Source organism: Streptomyces sp. P5F9 (genome assembly GCF_057961495.1).
Map to the genome: position 1 here is coordinate 1 of NZ_JBXVPZ010000164.1, position 19,367 is coordinate 19,367.

At 70.5% G+C, this 19,367-nt stretch carries 21 protein-coding genes; 8 read left to right on the forward strand and 13 right to left on the reverse strand.

Annotated elements, in window-relative coordinates; translation table 11 throughout:
* The first annotated feature begins 83 nt into the window (after positions 1 to 83).
* Together dacB and AC31A1_RS24910 are read left to right on the forward strand one after the other, a co-directional pair.
* Positions 84 to 1,358 carry a D-alanyl-D-alanine carboxypeptidase/D-alanyl-D-alanine endopeptidase gene (gene dacB / locus AC31A1_RS24905; protein WP_489655471.1) on the forward strand — a complete coding sequence of 425 codons (1,275 nt, stop codon included), beginning with the start codon at positions 84 to 86 and terminating at the stop codon, positions 1,356 to 1,358.
* A gap of 222 nt (positions 1,359 to 1,580) precedes the next feature.
* Entirely contained in the window at positions 1,581 to 1,868 is a 288-nt protein-coding gene (locus AC31A1_RS24910; protein WP_393754921.1) for a DUF6355 family natural product biosynthesis protein, read from the forward strand.
* A gap of 40 nt (positions 1,869 to 1,908) precedes the next feature.
* Here the strand turns inward: AC31A1_RS24910 and AC31A1_RS24915 are convergent, their stop codons facing one another.
* Entirely contained in the window at positions 1,909 to 2,907 is a 999-nt protein-coding gene (locus AC31A1_RS24915) for a L,D-transpeptidase (protein ID WP_489655452.1), read from the reverse strand.
* Positions 2,908 to 3,214: 307 nt separating this feature from the next.
* Here AC31A1_RS24915 and AC31A1_RS24920 point away from each other — a divergent pair, with 307 nt between their 5' ends.
* Both AC31A1_RS24920 and AC31A1_RS24925 read left to right on the forward strand, forming a co-directional pair.
* Positions 3,215 to 3,481 (forward strand): hypothetical protein, encoded by a 267-nt coding sequence (locus AC31A1_RS24920; protein ID WP_489655453.1) that lies wholly within the window; start codon positions 3,215 to 3,217, stop codon positions 3,479 to 3,481.
* 21 nt (positions 3,482 to 3,502) lie between these two features.
* The gene (locus AC31A1_RS24925) at positions 3,503 to 3,829 is read left to right on the forward strand and encodes a hypothetical protein (RefSeq protein WP_489655454.1); all 327 of its coding nucleotides are present in this window, start codon (positions 3,503 to 3,505) and stop codon (positions 3,827 to 3,829) included.
* A gap of 39 nt (positions 3,830 to 3,868) precedes the next feature.
* Here AC31A1_RS24925 and AC31A1_RS24930 read toward each other — a convergent pair whose 3' ends face one another.
* The gene (locus AC31A1_RS24930) at positions 3,869 to 4,978 is read right to left on the reverse strand and encodes an NAD(P)/FAD-dependent oxidoreductase (RefSeq protein ID WP_489655455.1); all 1,110 of its coding nucleotides are present in this window, start codon (positions 4,976 to 4,978) and stop codon (positions 3,869 to 3,871) included.
* 245 nt (positions 4,979 to 5,223) lie between these two features.
* On the opposite strand from AC31A1_RS24930, the gene AC31A1_RS24935 reads away from it, so the two are divergent.
* On the forward strand, positions 5,224 to 5,631 hold the full coding sequence (locus AC31A1_RS24935) for a hypothetical protein (protein WP_489655456.1): 408 nt from the start codon (positions 5,224 to 5,226) through the stop codon (positions 5,629 to 5,631).
* A gap of 198 nt (positions 5,632 to 5,829) precedes the next feature.
* On the opposite strand, the gene AC31A1_RS24940 is transcribed toward AC31A1_RS24935, so the two are convergent.
* Complete coding sequence (locus AC31A1_RS24940) at positions 5,830 to 6,483, reverse strand: nuclear transport factor 2 family protein (protein ID WP_489655457.1); 654 nt, start codon at positions 6,481 to 6,483, stop codon at positions 5,830 to 5,832.
* Between the two features lie 240 nt (positions 6,484 to 6,723).
* Here AC31A1_RS24940 and AC31A1_RS24945 point away from each other — a divergent pair, with 240 nt between their 5' ends.
* Positions 6,724 to 7,368 carry a TetR family transcriptional regulator gene (locus AC31A1_RS24945; protein ID WP_489655458.1) on the forward strand — a complete coding sequence of 215 codons (645 nt, stop codon included), beginning with the start codon at positions 6,724 to 6,726 and terminating at the stop codon, positions 7,366 to 7,368.
* A 99-nt stretch (positions 7,369 to 7,467) separates the two neighbouring features.
* On the opposite strand, the gene AC31A1_RS24950 is transcribed toward AC31A1_RS24945, so the two are convergent.
* The 6 genes from AC31A1_RS24950 to AC31A1_RS24975 form a co-directional block, all read right to left on the reverse strand.
* Positions 7,468 to 10,653: an NACHT domain-containing protein gene (locus tag AC31A1_RS24950; protein ID WP_489655459.1), complete on the reverse strand. Its 3,186-nt coding sequence runs from the start codon at positions 10,651 to 10,653 to the stop codon at positions 7,468 to 7,470.
* Between the two features lie 10 nt (positions 10,654 to 10,663).
* Positions 10,664 to 10,963: a trypco2 family protein gene (locus AC31A1_RS24955; protein WP_489655460.1), complete on the reverse strand. Its 300-nt coding sequence runs from the start codon at positions 10,961 to 10,963 to the stop codon at positions 10,664 to 10,666.
* A 161-nt stretch (positions 10,964 to 11,124) separates the two neighbouring features.
* Positions 11,125 to 12,081, reverse strand: a complete 957-nt coding sequence (locus AC31A1_RS24960; RefSeq protein WP_489655461.1) for a DUF4232 domain-containing protein — start codon at positions 12,079 to 12,081, stop codon at positions 11,125 to 11,127.
* Positions 12,082 to 12,289: 208 nt separating this feature from the next.
* Entirely contained in the window at positions 12,290 to 12,703 is a 414-nt protein-coding gene (locus tag AC31A1_RS24965; RefSeq protein ID WP_489655462.1) for a VOC family protein, read from the reverse strand.
* Positions 12,700 to 13,284: a dihydrofolate reductase family protein gene (locus tag AC31A1_RS24970; protein WP_489655463.1), complete on the reverse strand. Its 585-nt coding sequence runs from the start codon at positions 13,282 to 13,284 to the stop codon at positions 12,700 to 12,702. The genes AC31A1_RS24965 and AC31A1_RS24970 overlap by 4 nt, the downstream gene beginning before the upstream one ends.
* A 195-nt stretch (positions 13,285 to 13,479) precedes the next feature.
* The gene (locus AC31A1_RS24975) at positions 13,480 to 14,244 is read right to left on the reverse strand and encodes a DeoR/GlpR family DNA-binding transcription regulator (protein ID WP_489655464.1); all 765 of its coding nucleotides are present in this window, start codon (positions 14,242 to 14,244) and stop codon (positions 13,480 to 13,482) included.
* An 89-nt stretch (positions 14,245 to 14,333) separates the two neighbouring features.
* Between AC31A1_RS24975 and AC31A1_RS24980 the strand changes: the two genes are divergently transcribed.
* Both AC31A1_RS24980 and AC31A1_RS24985 read left to right on the forward strand, forming a co-directional pair.
* Positions 14,334 to 15,536, forward strand: a complete 1,203-nt coding sequence (locus tag AC31A1_RS24980) for an MFS transporter (protein WP_489655465.1) — start codon at positions 14,334 to 14,336, stop codon at positions 15,534 to 15,536.
* A gap of 81 nt (positions 15,537 to 15,617) precedes the next feature.
* Positions 15,618 to 16,250: an HAD family hydrolase gene (locus tag AC31A1_RS24985; protein ID WP_489655466.1), complete on the forward strand. Its 633-nt coding sequence runs from the start codon at positions 15,618 to 15,620 to the stop codon at positions 16,248 to 16,250.
* Between the two features lie 35 nt (positions 16,251 to 16,285).
* Here the strand turns inward: AC31A1_RS24985 and AC31A1_RS24990 are convergent, their stop codons facing one another.
* The 4 genes from AC31A1_RS24990 to AC31A1_RS25005 all read right to left on the reverse strand — a co-directional run.
* On the reverse strand, positions 16,286 to 17,071 hold the full coding sequence (locus AC31A1_RS24990) for a hypothetical protein (RefSeq protein ID WP_489655467.1): 786 nt from the start codon (positions 17,069 to 17,071) through the stop codon (positions 16,286 to 16,288).
* A gap of 54 nt (positions 17,072 to 17,125) precedes the next feature.
* Entirely contained in the window at positions 17,126 to 17,650 is a 525-nt protein-coding gene (locus tag AC31A1_RS24995; protein ID WP_489655468.1) for an RNA polymerase sigma factor, read from the reverse strand.
* Between the two features lie 179 nt (positions 17,651 to 17,829).
* Positions 17,830 to 18,249: a cytochrome P450 gene (locus AC31A1_RS25000; RefSeq protein ID WP_489655469.1), complete on the reverse strand. Its 420-nt coding sequence runs from the start codon at positions 18,247 to 18,249 to the stop codon at positions 17,830 to 17,832.
* A gap of 196 nt (positions 18,250 to 18,445) precedes the next feature.
* Positions 18,446 to 19,367: dihydrodipicolinate synthase family protein (locus AC31A1_RS25005; protein ID WP_489655470.1), on the reverse strand; the 922-nt coding region annotated here is incomplete at its 5' end.

The following is a 19,367-nucleotide window of genomic DNA, read 5'->3' on the forward strand; positions in this document are numbered from 1 at the left end:
CCCACACACCCCGCGGCGAGGCCCCCATGCCCAACTCCCCCTCCGTAGACCGCGCGAGCGGACGTCACCGCAAGAACAGAGCGATGAGTCCGGCGCTCCGCCGCGCCGCCGTCATAGCGGTGACCGCCCCCGTCGCCGGGACGATCCTGTTCGGCACCTCCGCCTTCGCCGCCGAGAAGACCGTCGCCAACACCGCCGCCACGCTCGACACCGCCGAGCAGAAGATCGCGGACAACCTCGACACCCGTGTCCAGGACACCCGTTTGGGCAGCACGCTCAGCGGCGTCGTGATCGACGCGGAGTCCAAGAAGGCCGTATGGGGCCACGAGGCGACCACCGCGCTGATGCCCGCGTCGAACACCAAACTCGCCACGTCGACCGCCGCGTTGACGATCCTCGGCCCCGACCACCGCTTCACCACGAAGGTCGTCTACGACAACGGCACCCTCACCCTGGTCGGAGGCGGGGACCGCACCCTGACCACCGCCGACCTCACCACGATGGCCACAACTGCCGTGGCGGGCCTGAAGAACGCGGGCCTGACCACGGTGAAGCTGACGGTGGACGACAGCCTCTTCCCCGCGCCCACCCTCGCGACCGGCTGGAACGACGGCTACTACCCCGACTCCATAGCCCCCGTACGGGCGTTGGTGGTCGACGGCCGCCACGTCACGGACACATCCCTGGACGCCGGGCAGATCTTCGCGAAGCTCCTCGCCCGGCAGGGCGTCACCGTCACCGGGAGCGTCACCCACGCCACCGCCGGCTTCACAGCGGTCCCGGTGGCCCAGCACCAGTCCGGCACGCTGTCGTCCATCGTGAAGCACATGCTCAAGGTGAGTGACAACGATATCGCCGAGACCCTCCTGCGGAGCACCGCGCTGGCCGCCGGCCGCCCGGCCACCTTCGAGGACGGCACGGCGGTCGTCCGCCAGGTCCTCACCCAGTACGGCGTATCGCTGGCCAACTTCGAGATCCACGACGGCAGCGGCCTCTCCCGCTCCAACCGCATCCCGGCCCAGACCATCGCCGACATCCTCGACCTGGCCGACGACTCCGCCAACGCCCCGACCCTGAAGTACATCGTGGACGGCCTCCCCGTCGCGGGCGAGGCCGGCTCGACCCTGGGCCCCGAGTGGGGCCGCTTCGACACGGCGGACTCCCAGTGCGCCGTCGGCAAGGTCAGCGCCAAGACGGGCACACTCACGGGCGCGATCGCACTGAGCGGCCTGACCAAGGCCGAGGACGGCCGCTGGAAGATCTTCTCCTTCATCGAGAACAACTCCACGGCCGCCCCGGACGCCACGAAGGACGCCCTGGACGGGCTCGCGGCCACGGTCAACGGGTGCTGGGCGTAGGCACCCGGCCCAGCCCACGCTGATCGGTTCCGGGCACCGGCTGCTTATGCGGTCCCGGTGCCGGAACCATCCGATCGACGTAGCGGCAAATCGATTCACCGGGTGAACGCGGCGGCATACGACCGGCAGCGCAGGTCAGTGCGGCGATCCTGGAACGGCTGTCGGCCCAGGCGGCAGCGACAGTCCTTCCAGGACCGCCACTTCCCTGACCAAGGAGTTCCTTTGCGTTTTCGTCGTACGGTGATCAGCGCCCTCGGTTCCGCCGCTCTCGTGCTCGGCTCGCTCGGCGCCGCGGCCGCCGCGAGTCCCGCGGCGGCCGGTCCCTGCGGTTTCTACGAGACCGGGTCCGACGCCTTCTACCGCCACTGCACGACCGACGGTTCGCGGGTCGTCATCAAGGTCGAGGTGGCCCGGGCGCGCGACTACGAGCGGTGCGTCGCACGCGGTACGACCTGGCTGGGCTCCGCCCGCAAGATCCAGGGCGCCCACTACGCCGGACGCACCTGCTGACACCCGTCGTCGCGCGGCCCGGTGACGTCACCGCGGCGCGTCACAGCGCCGCGGTCGTCCCCTCGCCGGAGCCGCTGCCCGCGAGCCACTGGTCCCAGCCGAGGTTGAAGTCGGCGTAGCCGTTGTCGGCCGGGGCCTTCCCGCGGGGCGATCCGGTGATGGTGATGGGGTCGCCCTGCTTGACCTGGCCGTAGAACCACTTGGCGTCCGACAGGGACAGGTGGACGCAGCCGTGCGAGCCGCGGGCACTGCCGCTGCCCGGGTTCGGGTCACCGGTCGAGTAGTGCACGTAAGTGCCGGACTGGGTGAGGTGGATGTCCCAGGGCAGTGTCAGGTCGTAGTAGTTGGGGCTGCCCTTGTCGCAGCTGATGCCGACGCTGCAGGAGGTCATGTGGACCTTCTTCTGCTTGTCGATGACGGCCATCGTGCCGTCCCACGTCGGGTACTCGGCGCTGCCCGCGTTGATCGACAGGGTGCGCACCGCCGCGCCGTTCTTGGTCACCTTCATGGTGTGGTTGGTGACGGAGACGTCCGCGCGGACGTCGTCGCCGACCTTGAAGGTGTGCGTGTAACTGTGCACGCCGTAGCGGCCGTTGCCGTTGCTGACGCCCTTCATGTCGGCGTCGATCTTCACCGTCGTGCCGGAGGGCCAGTACGTCTTCGGGCGCCAGTCGACGCGCTTGTCGCCCATCCAGTGCCAGGCGCCGACCACCGACTGCGAGGCGCTGACCTTCATGTGCTTCTCGACGGTGGCCCGTGCCGTGGACGCCACCGGGTTCGTGAAGATCACCGAGATCGGCATGGCCACACCGACCGTCGTGCCCGTCTGCGGGGTGATCGTGTCCAGCAGCATCGGCGGGCCCAGGGGCTTCGTCGGCGACGGAGAGGCGGTCGCACTCGCCTTGCCCGACGCCTTCGCGTCGTCCCCGCTCGCCTTGTCGCTGCCGCCCCCACCGCAGGCACTCGCACCCACCAGCACCGCACCCGTGACGAGTGCGATCCCTATGCTGCCCTTGCGCCGTCCCACGACTTGCCCCACTCTCTAGCTCCTCGACCTTGACCCTGACGGGCCCGACTCACTGTCAGACAGCGGCAGAGGGGGCCTCAGTTGCGTGCGTCGCGTAAAACGTCTCTCAAGACTCGGTACGCACCGAGTGATCGACGACGACGGGTGCCCGGCTCCCCCGGCTGCCGCACCCCTCCCGATCGCGGCCCTGCCGCCGCCCTGGCGTCTACCACGAAAGGGCCGAGGTATGCCCACGAACCTGACCATCGGTTCGTGGTTCACTTTCACCTGATGTGGGAGGGTTGTGCCGTTGATCGGCTCGGCGATCACACTCCTCGTCGTGGGTGCCGTGCGGGGCTTCGGCGAACCGTTCGACGACGACACGGTGTATCACCTGTCGTACTGGGCGGTCGCGAGCGCGGTGTTCGCCTTCTGGCCCGGCAGGATGAGCAGAGTGCGGGCGGAAGCGAAGAGCGCACGACCGCTGGCGCCCGGGACGGCACTGCCCGCCACGAGCACGTCCTTGGCGCGCGGCACGGAGTGGGGCTTCTTGACGCTTCCGACGGTCCTCTCCCTGTTGTTCGGCTTCTTCGCCGGCGTGTGGTGAACCCTCTGGCTCGCCTGCGCGATGGTCCCCGAGTCGCTCGTCACCGCCCGGTACGTGATTGTCCGGGAGCGTCGGCTGAGCAAGGTGTTCTGGTACGACGCCCCCATCGACGCGGAAGAGCCCGCGGGCAGGAAGCCCGACGAGAAGTCCGGCCGGGACTCCAGCGACCAGGACTCCAGCGATACGTCCGGACGGACATTCCGGCCGAGGACGGAACGGCGTCGTCCGCCGGTCTGGTCACCGCGTCCCACTTCGGCGTCGCGCGTCGTGCCGCCCTATGCCGCGTACGACGCCTGGCTTGCGGAGCCCGACCGCCCCGCCACTCCACCGCCGCCGCCCGTCGACTGATGCCTTCTCCAGGCCCAGGCCCAGGCCCAGCGTGATCTGTCACTGAGGGAATCGCTCCGGTCGGAAGTCCGCGAGCAGCTCGTCCCTCTCCCCGGTGAGGATCTCAGCCGCGAGCAGCCGGCCGATCACCGGCCCGAGGGTGATGCCGCTGTGGGAGACGGCCTCGTAGTAGCCCGGCACGGACGGCACCGCTCCCACCGAGGGGAAACCATCGGCCGGGATCGGCCGGTGCGCCACCTGTGCCTGTGCGATGCGGGAGCCGGCGAGGTCGGGAACGACGCGTCGCGCCAACTCGTGGAGCAGCCGCGCCAGTTCCGCCGGTTCTTCGCCCGTGTCGATGAGCGCGTCGATCTCGCGACTGTGCAGGACCATCGAACCGTCTCCGTCCGGACGCATCTCGATGTGAGGCGCGTGCATGGCCCGATGGATCGGGACCCGCGCACAGTCGATCCGGGTGACGACGCCGGGTTCCTGGCGCATCGGCAACTGCCGTGCGACGAGCCCGGCGACATGGGAGGCGCTGGGGCCCGCCGCGTTCACGATGACGTCTACGTCGAGACGGCTGCCGTCGGACAGAGCGACGGTCCGGACGCTCCCGTCGGCACCGGTCCCGATGTCACGGACCGCGGTACAGGACCGTAACTCGGCGCCCCCTGCGACGACTTGGCCGACCATGCGGTCGACGAGATGACGTCCGTGCACCCAGGCCTCGTCCGGGTAGAGCAGCACGGGAACCTCGTCGGGCACTGCGAGAGCGGGTTCGAGGCGGCGGCGCACCTCGGCCCCCGTGGACACCTCGACCCGGTAACCCCAACTGCCCAGCAACTCAGCGGTTTCCAGGAACTTCGCCTCCGCCACGGGATCGTCCGCCCAGCGCAAGTGGCCGCTGGGATACCACCACGAGTCCGGCCCGATGATCCCGGCGAGCTCACGGTGCGCCGCCATGCCCGCGACGTTCAGGTCGAAGTAGGGCCTGGTCACGGTCTTGTTGCCGGCGTTGACCCACGAGAAGGACCAGCCGGTGACGCCTTCGCCAGGCCGGCCCGCGTCGATGAGGACGACCTCGGCACCGCGCCGGGCCAGGTTCCAGCCCACGCAGGCTCCGAGGATGCCCACGCCGATGACAGCGACACGTCCAGGCGGCTTCACGGACTCGCTCCCCACGAACGCCCCCTTCCCGGAGCACAGCCGGCCGATCTCAACTCCCTCTCCCAGCATGCAAGATGACGAACGGTGAGCACTATGAACGGGCGCGAAAAAGGCTCCGGGATCGACGGCCGAAGCAATGGAGACAGCGGAAACGGCGGAAACAGCGGAAGCGGTGCCGCGTACGTGCCGGTATCGACACCTTCCGCACCTACTGGCGATCACCCCGGCCCGGCACAGTCCCCCCTGTGACGATCATCCAGGGCGCACCGCCGCCCACGCACAACACTCCCGTCGCCCTCGCCCGAGGGGTTCTGACGGGCGGTGTGATCGGCGCGTCGCCCGCCGCTTTCGTCGACGGCCGCGTCATCGAGAGCGTGCCGCTGTGCGTGACGGGCGTGGGCCTGCCCGCGGACTACGGGAAGCCCTCTCCCGCCCTCCACCTCGACGAAGCCGAGCGCACCCACCACGACAAGGCGCTGACCGACCTGCTCGGCGGACTCTCCACCCAGGGCGACCTGTTCCGCACCCGCTGGGCCACCTACACCGTCCACCTGCACCGCGGCGGCCACAGAGTTGGCGAGGTCGTACTGCCGATTCTGCGGGAGACCCATTCCGAGCCGGGTGGTCATGCCGGTGTGCTCCTCTGTGGTTGATCGCGCCATCAAGTCGGCGTTGTCTGGGTGGGGTTGGGCGACATTCGGCCCGCCAGTCCTACGACCGCGTCCTGGCCGTTCGGTGAACTCCTCGGTGAGGCCCCCGAATTGGTGCGCCCGGCGCACGCGGCGGCCAAGGCCTGGTGGGTGATGCGCGGCCTGTACCGCCCGCGCATCACCCACCAGGGAACCGTCGGCTCAGTGCTTGTTGACCGCCGAGGCCCAGTCGAAGTTCACGCCCATGTCGGAGTACATCTTCGAGTAGCCGACGAAGCAGTTGAACTGCTCGACCTTGCCGTCGCGCAGGTACCAGAAGTCGGCGGTGGGTGCGTCGACCTTGTGGCCGTTGCCCTTGACGACGCCGCCCGTCGGTGACTGGAGTTGTCCGTCGAACGTGCCCTGGATCGACAGTTCGATGCTGATCACGTCGCCGTTCACGGTGATGCGCTTGAGGTCGCGGTGGACATCGGAGAAGAGGCTCTTCATGTAGGGCAGGACGTTGCCGAGTGCCGTCCCCCGATAGGCCTGGCCGGCGACCATGTCGTTGAAGACGCCGTCCTTGGCGAAGCTGCCGACGAACGTCGGGACGTCGATGTGGCTGCCCTCCGCCACGTAGTAGTCACGCAGGACGACGGCGAGGTTGTGCCGCTCGCGCTTGGTCAAGTGGCGGTCGGTGAGCGGTAGTTCCGCCAGCTGTCGGGGGGTCAGGTCCTGGACCGCCGAACCGCCCTGTCCCGCCGCCTTGTTGTGGGCGGGGCTTGCGGCCTGTGACGGCACAGCGGCGATCGAGAGACCACCCAGGATCGCTATCGCGGTCGCGGCGGTGATCGACTTCCGGCTGAGCAGCTTCATGTCGTGTTCCTCCAGATGTGCCGCCAGGGAACGGAGCGCGTCGCAACGACTTCGACCCCTCACGGGCTATTAGTAAATCAAATGCTCGCTTGACTTTATGAACGGCGGCGCAAGTTGTCAAGCCGCCGTTTGAATTGTGTGGCCGCGTGGCCTCGGGGAGGGTGCGGCAGCACGCGGGCGGCCTCGATCCGCGAGGCGACTGTTTGACAATGCACTCAAGCAACCGCTTGAATACATGCCATGACCAGGGTGGAAAAGACAGATCTGCGCCGCGAGGCCGGTCAACGGACGCGGGACGGTCTGCAGGCCGCCGCCCTGGAGTTGCTCGCGCAGCGAGGCCAGGACGGCTTGACCCTCCGCGAGATCACCGAGCGCGCGGGTGCCAACGTCGCCGCGGTGAGCTACCACTTCGGGTCACTGAAGGCGCTGTGCGACTCGGCGATCGAGCACGCGTTGGAACGGTATCTGGACGCTCAGATACAGGCCATCGATTCCCTTGGTTCCGCTCCGACTCTCCAGGAGGTGGCGGCAGCCTTCGCCGGGCCGATGGTGCGCGCGCTCGCGGCCGGTGGACAGGACCTGGCCGTGATGCGGACCGTGGCCCGCGTCGGCATCGATCCGCCCGAGGGGTGGGAGCGGCTGACCGGCAAGTTCGTCCGGAGTCGCCGGGATGTCCTCCGGGTGCTGACGCCTCACGTTCCCGAAGTCGACGAGCAGGAACTGAACTTCCGTACGCGCTGTGCGGCCGGCCTGCTCAACTGGCTTGCCCTGGCGCCCATCGGCGCGGAGCTGGCCGCCACGTCCGCCGAGCAGATCGAGCGGCAGTTGGTCCCTGTGGTGGCCGGGGCCTTCCGCGGGGACGCGGGCGCGCGGGGCGCCGGGTGAGGCGTTCGAGCGCCCCGCGCCGGAGCCGGCCCGATCCGTCATCCCCCTCGACCTCGTAGTCGGGTACTCGGCAGGGCAGTTGTGGCGTGGCCGTGCGCCTCAGCCCGTCGTCGGGCGCCGGGCCGGGCAGACCGTGGTCCGGATGCCGGGGAGCGTGGGGACGGAGGTGCCCGGCGGTACCTGGCGCAGGACGAGTCGGCGCAGGTCCGGCAGGGCGGCGGTCATGGCCTGCAGGTCCGCTTCCGGCGACCAGTCGAGGACGACCGAGCGGAGGCCGTCCACCTCGTCGAACCGGATCCCGCGCGCACCGGCCACCAGGCTCAGGTGACGTACCCGCAGTCCGGCCGGGAGACGGGCCAGGTCGTGCGTGCGGGACTCGATGCGCAGGCTGTCCAGCCGTACGCCGGACAGACCGGCGAGGTCGACGCGGGTGGTGATGCCGGAGACGACGAGCCGGGAGAGCCGCATATCGCGCAGCGGGGACAGGTCCACGGGCAGGGTGCCGGCGTTCCTGGCGCACCGGTCCAGGATGAGAGCCCGGAGGGAGCGGCACCCGATCAGCGGGCGCAGCGAGGTCATGCCGTTGTCGCGCAGGGTGAGACGGCGCAGGTCGGGCAGGGCGGTCAGCGGGGTCAGATCGAAGACACTGTTGCGCAGCGTCAGGGTGACGATGGACTTCAGGTAGTCGATGTGGTCGATGCGGCGGCCGTTCTGCAGCTCGACGTCGAACCGGCTGAAGTCGATCTCGCCGAGCACGTCCCGCGCGTACGTCTCGTAGTCCCCGTGCCGGCCCCACGCCTCCAGCAGTTCGTTGATCATGCGACCCGGGGAGCGGCTCGCCGCGATGTACTGCTTGATCGTGCCGACGACGCCGAAGGGGTTCCAGCGGGCCGCGATCCTGGCCACCGCACGGACCAGCAGCACGGCCTGGTCGTCATTGACGCGTCCGGGGTCGGGCAGCAGGCTGAGGACCAACGGACCGGCCGCGGCGAGCTGGTCGGCGGCCGTCCGGTCGCGAGGCGGGATCAGCTCGGCCAGGTCCGCGTTGACCTGGTCGCGTACGTCGGGCGAGCTGCCGTCCTGCTGCGGGAGGACGTCGGTCTGCTCCAGGATGGCGGCCGCGAGCAGGAAGAGGGCGTCCTTGTGGGCGGGTTCGGTCCGGCCGCGTTCCAGCAACTGCCGCAGCAGCCACATGCGTTCGGAGGGGCGGGCGTGCGCGCCCGCCATGATCACCACGTCGTGCCAGTTCGACTTGTCGGCGTTGTCCACCAGGAGCAGCAGGTTGTCCTCCTCGACGACCTCCTTCGCCGCGAGGTGGTCACGGAAGGTCCGGTGGACGAACTCCAGTGAACCGTCGGACAGTTCGCGTACGACCCCACTCTCCTGGGCCAGGTACTCCTTCACCCGTTCCGCGTCCCCGTCGCCGCGCAGCCCGAGCATGGCCGACTGCACCCGGCGCAGGGCGAGGTCCTCCGCCAGCACCAGCTGGCGGTTGGTGACCAGCCAGAATGCCAGGCGCTGGAGGAGTTTCGTCATCCCCTCGCCGCGCAACGGCGGTTCGGTGCCGGTCGCCGGGGCGGATGCGGAGCCGTGGGACCCACCGTCGTCCAACGCGCGGTGCCGGCGCCGCAGATGCGGCCAGCGCACCAGCAGCAGGTCAAGGGCGGCGTCGTAGACCTGCTTGCGGCTCTCCGGGAGATGCTCGGCGCGTTCCAGATGAAGCGCGCACAGGAGACCGCACAGCAGCGGGTTGGCGCTCATCCCGTGCAGCGCGGGCCGGTTGGCCAGCGTGATCAGCAACTGCCGCTCGCAGCGGGTCAGTTCGGCGCGCACCTCGTCGCCGAGGGCGGTGGCGGGCTGGTCGTCGCGGGCCGCCTCGTGCCAGGCGTGCACATACTGGTCGATGCTGTGGCGGCTCATCGGCAACAGGTCGTACCGCTGGAACTCGCGGTCCGCCCACCACCGTTCGGCCACGACGGAGGGGCGGGTGGTGACGATGCACCGGGTGCCGGGATGCGCGTCCACATGCTCGTCCACCCAGTACTCAAGATGCTCCCGCTCCCGCGGGGGAATCTCGTCCAGGCCGTCGAGAAGCAGCAGCACGCGGCCCGCCGCCAGCATGCGCCCGACCCAGCCCGCCGGCATCTCGGGGCGCAGCACGGGGGCGACCAACTCGTCGAGGGAGGGCGGGCGTCCGCCGCTGAACCGTGCCAACTCCAGGACGAACGGCACGGGTTGGGGGTCGCCCAGGTCGTCGGAGCGGCGAGCGGCGTGCACCCCGAGCCAGCGCAGCAGCGTGCTCTTGCCCGAGCCGGCCACACCGCGCACCAGGGCGCGCTCCTGGTCGCCGAGGCCCTGGTCGGCGCGGACTCCGGCGGTCACGGCGTTCTTCGGCTCGTCGCCGGTGTCCCGCGGGCTCACCGTCAGGGGGACGTAGCCGGTGGCGAAGGTGTGGCGGCGGGGGATGCCGCGCGGGTCGACGCCGAAGAACTCGAAGCGGTTCAGGGTCCGGGCCATGAAGGCGCGGTACCTGTCGGCGAACGCCTCGTCCGCCCGGTCGGCGGCGGGTACGGCGCCGGGCAGCTGCGCCGACTGCTCGGGGACCGGCAGTAACTGCCGTAATTCGGGGGCCAGTTGGTCGAGTGCGAGGTCGAACCGCGCGGCGGTCAGAGTGCCCAGGTCGTCCCCCGGGTGGTGCTTGGTGACCACGCCGACGATCCGGTCCTCCACCCACAGCGCGGCCCCGGACATGCCCTCCCACGGAGACGCAGCGCCGCCCGGGGCGGGCCGGGCGGTGACGACGATCTCCAGGGTCCGCTCCCGCCAGTGCGACAGCAGGGCCGCCGCCCCGACGACGTGTGCGCTGTCCCGGAACCAGGTCCCCGCGGTCTCCGACGTCCCGGCTGTCCCGCGCAGCTTCCAGCGGGGGAACCCCACGGCCTGCACCGGCAGTTGGGCGGCCCGCGTCCCGATCCGCCCGAACCGGGCGTCCGCCGGCGCCGGTTCGCCCGGGCGGGGCGCGATGGTCACCACGGCGATGTCCGAGGCGACGTCCGCCGTCCAGGACAGTGCGTCCGCGGTCCACTCCCCCGGCAGGTCGGGCTCGAACCGCACCTGTACGGATACGGCGTCCTCCAGCAGGTGCGCGGCGGTCAGCACCGCGTCCGCGGTCACCCGGTAACCCGAACCGCGCCGCCGCCCGCCCGCGTGGGTCACCAGCAACTCGGCGACGCGGGCACGGTCGAGGCTCTCGGAACTGGTACGCCCGTGCTCATCGCCGCTCATACGCCCACGCTCATCGCTCGCCGTCGACTTCCTCGCCGGAGATCAGCGGCCTGCGGTCCGGTACGCCGGACTGCCGGGGATCCAGTACCAGCTTGATCCGCTGGGTGGAGGTGTGGGACGCCTTGCCCTCGGTGCCGAGTTCCGCGACCCAGAACCTGACCTTGCCCCCGGCGCCGCCCTCCTTTCCCACGGAGAGGGCCAACTCCAGCTCGACCGGGCCGAGTTCGAACCGCAGCCCGGCGTCCTCGCCGGCCCGCATGGCCTCGGTGAGTTCCGCCCTCAACTGGGCTATCAGTTCGGTCAGTTCCACGCCCGCCATCGCAACCATCCCCGTTCATGACGTACCCGGCGCCGTGGCGAACGGCACCGCTCACTCCACACGGTTCCCAACGGCCGCCGGGGGCACTCCGATTGTGCCCGCGTCACGTTGCTCCGAGCAGACGACACGAAGGCAACATTCACAGGGTCCGCTCAGTGCCCGTCCTTCTGCCACGCTGTGACCCCGAGCTTTCCGGTGGTTCCGAGGTCGAGGTTCGGGGTGACGACCACCGGCTCGGCGCCGGCCTTCGCCCGGACCCGCACATAGGGCACGTTCACCGGTGTGCCGAACTCGGTGGTGTTGTGCCAGACCAGGCTGGCGGTCGCCGACTCGCCGGGCTTGAGCGTGACAGGACCGGGCTGCTCGTCGTCCACGCTGCCGGGGGTGATCTCGCCGCCGCCGTCGAGGATCTTGACGCCGTCGACGTGCTGGAAGTCGTCGTCCAGGAGCTCCAGCAGCGGGTGGCCGTCGACGTTGCAGTCGCGCGTGCCGCAGTTGTCGAGATGCAGGCCCACGACGCGCAGCCCCATGGCCGCGTCGCCCCGGTCGGCGCTGACCCGGATTCCGGAGGCGGGGCATGTGCCCGGTGCGGCCGGCGCCTCGCTTGAGGGGACCTTGTGCACTTCGAGCACCTTGGCCCGGGTCACCCGCGGTGTGGTGGGCGGCAGTTCGCCGGCCCGGATCGTGCCGCGTACGGTCTTTCCGGGGCCGACGTCGCGGACCGTCGCGGTCTGGTTGGCCATGGCCCCGCCGTCGGCGCTCATGAAGGTGATGACGACCGAGTAGGTCAGGGTCTCGGTGCCCTTGTTGGTCACCTCGTAGGCGGCGGAGATCCCCGAGTCCGCGGTGAGGCTCTCGGCGGAGACGGACGTGCTGCGGGTGGGTGACGGGGAGGCCGACGGGAGGGTCAGGGATGTGATCCGTACGCCGTCCTTGCCCGGGTCGTCGACCTGCGTGCGGGACGACGGTTCGGCCGTGGCCGCGCCGGTGTTCCCGGAGCCCGCGCGTTCTGCCCCGCAGGCCGTGAGCAGCAGAGCGGTCGCTGCGACAGCCGACAGGAAGGGGGCGGTGCGGGCGAGGGCCGGGCGGAGCGTGGCGGGTCTGGGCATCCGGTCATCTGATCAGCGCGTGCACCCCGCGCATGTGATGGAGGCCACAGTTCCAGTCACAGGGCTGTCACAAGTTCGGTGGGGGCAGGGGTGATTGGGCGTTTCTGGCCACCGTCACCCGCCATGGCCGATGGAGTGGGCTGTTCCCCCGCGTCGCACCGCGGTCGCGTCGAGAGGGAGTTTCGTCACCGCACGGACCGCGGCCGCCTCAGGCGAAGTCTGCCGCGGTGATGCCGTCGGGGTGTCCGGGCGGCCACTCCACCAGCTCGATCCGGTAGCCGTCCGGGTCGGTGAGCCACGACGTCTTCGGGCCGTGGGGACCGCCCGGGTAGTGGGCAGGTCCCGGTTCCAGGCCGGCTTCGGTCAGTGTCTCCAGAGTGGTGGCGAGTACGTCCACCTGGATCGCGAGGTGGTCGAAACCGCTGCCCACGTCGACCGGTCCGTCGTCGGGGCGGTGGACCAGTTCGAGCGAGGCCGCCGGTTCGCCGGGGAAGTTGAGGATCACGAGGCGAGCCCCGTCGCCGAGGTCGACCCTGCCCAACTCGACGTAGCCCAGGGCGGTGTAGAAACCGAGCGAGGCGTCCAGGTCGGTGACGCGGTAGGAGACGAAGAGCGTCTTCACGCGGCCTCCCCGGTTCGGCGCACCCGGTAGCGGAGGTGCGTGACGTCCCGGTCCTCAAGCCGTCGGACGAGGTCGAGTTCGATGTGATCACCACCGAGGTGGTCGAAGAGCCGTCGGCCGTCCCCGAGGAGGACGGGAACCAGGTGGATCTCCATCTCGTCCAGCTGCCCGGCCCGGAGGAGCGCTTGGGCCGCGCCCGCTCCATGGACCATGACCGGGCGGTTCCCGGCGGCCGCGCGAGCCTGACAGGCGCAGTCCTCGACGTCGGTGACGAAGCGCGCGTGGCCGGGTGGCACGTCCCCGTCGTCCACCCGGTGGGTGAGGACGAGGATCGGGACGCCGTCGTGGTGGTCGCCCTGCCAGCGCCCGGCGAGTTCGAAGGTCCGACGTCCGGAGATCACCGCGCCGGTCGCCATCGCCTCGCGGTGGACCTGTCCGCTGGGACCGTCGGATTTCCGGTCGTCGAGCCAGTTGAAGAGCCGTCCGCCATCACGTCCAAGCTCCTGCCCCGGCCGATCGTCCGGCCCGGCGATATAGCCGTCGAGCGACATCGACATGTACAGCCGAATCGGATTGCTCATCCTGACCTCCGTCTCTCCTCCATCGCACGGGTACCCGCCACCTCCTGATCCGCCGGCGGGGCGGGCATGTCACGGGGAAGACTCCGGGCAACCGGTGAACTCATCGGCCCGACCCACCGCCTCTGCCGCCGGGGCCTCCGAGGGGGTACGAGTCTTCCCGTGGTCGCATCTCACGACCGATGGCCGACGGTGCGGTCAGACGGCCTTGACGACGGTGCCGGTGTCTTCGAGCGCGGTGACCTCGTCGGCGGGTGCGGCGGTGTCGGTGACGAGGGTGTGCAGGAGGGTGGAGGGGCCGACGTAGGCGTAGGCGGTGTGGCCGAGTTTGCTGGCGTCGGCGGCGACGATGATGCGGCGTGTGGCGGCGATGCCCGCCTTCTTCACGGCCGCGTCGTCGAGGTCGTAGGCGGTCAGGCCCTGAGCCGCGCTGAGACCGCAGCAGCCCATGACGGCGGTGTCGAATCGCAGTGCCGCGAGGGAGGCGAGGGTGAGGGGGCCGGTGAGGGCTCCCTCGGCGGCCCGGGGCTGCCCGCCGGGCACCATCAGCGTGGCTGGGCCCGGGCCCTCGCCGAACACGTGGATGGCCTGCAAGGACAGGGGCATCACCGTGACCGGCCGCCGGCGCAGCAGGTGCGCGATCTCCAGGCAGGTGGTGCCGCTGTCGAGGAGGACGGTCTCGCCGTCGGCGATGAGCGAGGAAACCTCGGCGGCGATGCGGCGCTTGGCGTCGACGGCCTCGTGGGCACGCAGCGCGAAGGGCGGCTCCTCGCCCCTGAGCAGCAGGGTGCGTGCGCCGCCGCGGACGCGTTCGAGGACGCCTCGCGCGGACAGCGCGTCGAGGTCGCGCCGGATGGTCATCTCGGAGGCGCCGGTCAGTTCGACGAGTTCCTGGACCGTGACCCTGCCCGACTCCCTGACGGCCTGCGCGATGGTCCCGTGCCGGTCTGCGTTGCTGTTCATATCGCGATTGAACACCAACCAAAACGAACAAACAATATGTGCGAAGCGACGGTATTCAATCGCCATCGATGTTCGTTACCGTGATAGGCATGAATGATTCGCTCCGAGGCGCCCGCATAGCGACCTTTGTCTACTTCACCCTGTGCGGCACCCTGATGGGCACCTGGGTGGTGAACATCCCCGCCATAGAGGAGCGCGTGGGCATCACGCACGCGACGCTCGGGGGGCTGCTGGTACTGCTGGGCCTCGGCGCCTTCATCGGTATGCAGGTGGCCGGGCCTCTCACCGACGCTCTGGGGGCGCGCGTCGTCGTCCCCGCCACCGGCGTGCTGTGCGGCGCGGCCCTGGTGCTGCCCGGCCTTTCCCGGGAGCCGTGGACTCTGGCCGGTGCCCTGCTGGTCTTCGGGTTCTGCAACGGCTGCCTGGACGTGAGCATGAACGCCCACGCCGTGCACGTGGAGAAGGCGTACGGCCGACCCGTCATGTCGGCCTTCCACGCCACGTTCTCGGTCGGGGGCGTCCTCGCCGCACTCGTCGGAGCGGCAACCGCGAGCGCCGGTCTGAGCCCCGCCGCGGGCATGGCCGCCATGGGAGTCCTGGGCATCGCGATCGCCCTGATATCGGCACGCGCCCTGCTGCCGGCCGCATCCACCACCGCCGGCACCGACCCTGCGGAGAAGGTTGGGCACACACCGTCCGCCGACCGCAGCGGCACCCGCAGGCGCATCTGGATCCTCGCCGCCCTCGCCCTGATGGTCATGCTGTGCGAGGGAGCCGCCAACGACTGGAGCGCGCTGCACCTGAAGGACGTCCTCGGCGCACCCGCGAGCACCGCCGCCTTCGCCTACGGCACCTTCGCGGCGACCATGACCATCGGCCGACTCCTCGCCGACCGGCTCGTCACCCGGTTCGGGTCCATGGCGATCCTGCGCTACGGCGCGACGACGGCCGCGGTCGGCATCACGATCGTGACCGTGTCCCCATGGATATGGGCCGCGTTCGCGGGGTGGGCACTGTTCGGTCTGGGGCTGTCCGGTTGTGTCCCGCAGTTGTTCAGCGCGGCCGGGCACGCCGACCCCGCCGCCGCGGGGGCCAACGTCTCCCGCGTAGCCGGTCTCGGCTACGTCGGCATGCTCGCCGGCCCCGCCGCCATCGGCTGGCTGACCCACGTCGTCGCCCTGAACCACGCCTTCGTCCTGCTGATCCTGCTGTGTGCGACCACCGCCGTGGCCGCCGGGATCCTCCGCACCGGATCCGACCGCACGCCCGAGATGGCACACGGCAGCCACTGACCGCCTGTGCGGCGCGGCTCACTCCGCGCCGCACAGGCTCCTCCTCCCGCCCCGGCTGCAGAATCCGGAGGAATCCTCGCCATGCACACCGACCGCGGCATCGTCCTGTTCGACCTCTTCGGGGTCATCGCCCGCCACCAACGCCCGGGCGCCCAGGGCAAGATGGCCGCCCTCTGCCACACACCCACCGAGGCTTTCGCCACGGCCTACTGGGGCTGCCGCCCGCCCTACGACGCCGGCCGGAAGTCCGCGTCCGAGTACTGGACCGCCGTCCTGCGACGGCTGTCCCTGTCCGCCGACGCCGACACGATCGAGGAACTGCGCCTCACCGACATCGACAGTTGGTCGCGCGTCGACGACCGGATGGTCTCCTACGTCCGGTCCCTCCGCGATGTCGCCGAGGTCGCCCTGCTGTCCAACATCCCCTCGGACCACGCGGACGCCTTCCTCGCCGCGCAACCCTGGCTGCACCAACTGGACCACGTCGCCTTCTCCGGAAAGATCAAGGCGGCGAAGCCGGACCCGGAGGCCTTCCGTCACTGCGTCGTCGCCATGCGGGCCGCCCCGACCGACTTCCTCTTCGTCGACGACCGCGCGGAGAACGTACGCGCCGCGCAGGCCGTGGGCATGAACGGGCATGTCTTCACCGGCCGCGACGAGCTGGCGGCCGTCATCGACAGCTGGTTGCCGGCTCGACGGCCCACGTGGAGATGACACGGGCGAGCCGATCGCGAGCTCGCCCGGACCGGTCAGTCGAGCAGGGTGTCGCCCTTCACCGTGCGCGTCGAGCCGTCGGCCAGGTGCAGGGTGAGGGTGCCGGTGATCACGCCGTCGGGGTCGCCGTCGGGCCACCAGGCGGTGAAGCGGCCGTCCTCGATCGTGGCCTCGATCGTGTGACCGTGGTCCCGTACGGTGATGCCCTCGACGTCCGAACCCGCCCAGCCGACCACGTAGTTGAGCTCCTCGTCGCCGCTGCCCCGGGAACCCAGCGTGTCCACCTTGATGTGTCCGTCGGGCTGTCGGCGCACCGGCGAGATGCCCATCGACGCGCCGCCGTCCGAACCGGCCAGGCAGTAGGCCGACACGTCGCCGCGCGTGACGACCATCGAGGCGACCTTCCCGCGCAGGTCCGCGTTGCTGATCACCGGCTCGGCGCCGGTGCCGTTCAGGTCCGTCGCGTCCAGGCACCACTTTCCGGCCGCGGAGGCGCGCGCGGCGGCGACGTCCACGTTCTTGGCGGTGCCGGTCCAGCTGGCCAGTTCCGAGGAGGACAGCGGACCCGAACCGCCCATGCCGGGCACACCGCCGTTCACCGCGACCAGCGCGAGGCCGGCCGCGAGCGCACCGGCCGCCGTGAAGGAGAGTCGTCGTACCAGCGGGCGACGGAACGCGGCGCCGGCCGTACGGCCGGGGCGCTCGCTGTCGTCGAGGATGGTCCGCAGCAGCGTCTCCTCGCGGTCGGTCTCCTGGGCGGACGGCGTGCGGCGCGGCGCGGCGTCGAGGTCGGCGAGGCGGGCGAGCAGGTCATTGGTCATGAGAATTCCTGGCTTCCTGTTCGGTGCGTGAGGGGTGCATGAGGGCGCGGGGGGTCAGCGCGTGGAGAGGGAGAGCGCCGACGACCCGGCGACGGCTTGGCCCAGTCGGCCCGCCAGGCGCCGCTTCGCACGGGTGAGGCGCATGGAGTACGAGGCCCGCGTACAGCCCAGCACCCGTGCCGCCTCCTTCGCGGTCAGGTCCTCCCAGACGTGCAGCGCGAGGACTTCCTGGTCGGCGGCGGCGAGCGCCTGCCAGGCCTCGACCAGCTCCAGCCGGCTGTCCACGCCGTCCGTCGGGTCGTGGGCGTCGACGGTGGCGGTCCGGCCGATGTGCACGACGAGCGCGGACTGTCGGCGCATGCCCCGGTTCGCGTTCAGCATCAGGTTGCGGGCGGTGCCGAACAGCCACGGCCGCGCGTCCTCGGGCACCTCGCGCCGTCGGCGCCACGCGGCGAGGAACGTCTCACCGACGACGTCATCGACGTTCATCGGATGCGCGCGACGGCGGACGAACCGCAGCACGTCCTCGTAGTGCGCCCGGTACACCTCGGTGAACTGGGCTTCGGTGGCAATGGGCATGTGCTTCCTTCCCTGGCGTCTGCCCCTACATGTCCGGCGCGCGCACGGGTGCAACAGGCGCTCAGGAAAACCATGTTGGGGCTCAGCCGGGGTCACGCGTCCGGGGCGTCCCCCGGCTCCGGCCGGAACGGACTCGCCGGCCTCGTCCAACGGCGGGGTGAAGGCGACCTCCAGGCGGGTCAGGCCGCGGAAGTTGAGGCTGCGCTGCCACTTCGGGGGCTCGGTACCGTCGAGACGCAGGTCGGGGAGGCGGGTGAGCAGGGCTTCCAGAACGATCGTGCCCTCCGGTTCGCGGCGCCGCACACCAGGAGCACCGTCTGCCCTTCGGCGATGGTGCGGCCCGCCAGGTCCAGGTCGTGCCGGGCCCGGCGCAGCATGAGCTGGACGGGGGCGTCGTAGCGCAGGAGTTCCTGGGCCGCGGCGGGCATCAGGTCGGGCCGCTTGCGCAACTGCTCGGCCGCGTGCGGGTGGTGGAGGAGGGCGAGGGTGGCGTTGCCGATGAAGTGGGTGGTGGTCTCGTGGCCGGCGATCAGCAACAGGGCGCAGTTGGCGCGGAGTTCGTCGGGGTCCTGGTCGGTGTTCTCGGCCTGTGCGGTCACCAGGGCGCGCAGGCTGTCCGGGGCCCGGCGGAGTGTCCGGGCTGGTGAGGAGTCCGCGGAAGTAGGCGAACATGTCCGTCATGCTCCGCGAGGCCTCGCGGTTGCGGTCCATCCTTGCCGCCCTTGTACGGCGAAGGGGGAACTTCCCACACCCTCCGCGTACTTGCTATGTGCTGCTCACCCATGTGGTTCGTGCTCAGGCGGTGAGGCCGAGGGCGTCCAGCGTGGCGACGACCTCCTGGCGGGCGGTCTCGTCCAGTCCTCGCAGGGGACGCGGCAGGTTCGGTTCGCCCGTCAGGCCGAGGTGGGAGGCGGCAGCCGACATCACGCGCAGGCTGCCGTGGCGGCGGAAGAGGGCCCACAACGGTTCGCGTCCCGCGGACAGTTGGTCCGCCCGGTCCGCTTGGCCGGCCTGGGCGGCGCGGGTGAGGGCGAGCGCGGTCTGCGGAAAGGTGCCGCCCAGGACCGAATACCAGGCGTCACAACCGGAGTTCAGACCGCGGGCCGCCGTCCAGTCGCCGCTCACCCCGATGGTGACGGTGTCGGGGATCAGCGCACGCAGCGCGTCGACGCGGAGTTCGGCCTCGCGCGGATCCTCGGGCACACCGGGGATCTTGATCGAGCCGACGTTCGGCAACCGCGCGATACGGCCGTGCAGTTCGTCGGTGAAGTGGACGTGCGTGGTGCCCGGGTTGTCGTAGACGCACAGCGGCACGGAAAGTTCGCGCGTGACGTCCTCGTACAGGCCGAACACCTCGTCCTCGGTGAGGAGTTGATACGTCATCGGGGCGAGCAGCACTCCGGAGGCACCCGCCTTCTGCGCGTCCTCGGCCAACTCCAGTACGTGCGCGGTACGCAGCGCGCCGATACCGACGATGACGGGCACCCCGTCGGCGGCCCCCACCGCGATCTTCGCCGCGTGGGCGCGCTGCTCCCGGGTGAGGTAGGCGTAGCCGCCGGTGGAGCCGAGCGCGCCGATGGAGTCCACACCGGCGGCGGCGAGGCGGGCGACGAGCGCCGCGTACGCCGTTTCGTCGATGCCCTGTTCGCTGGTGGGTGTGAGGGGGAAGGCGCTCAGGCCGCGGAACATGATGGCTCCTTGAATGAGGGGCGGGAAG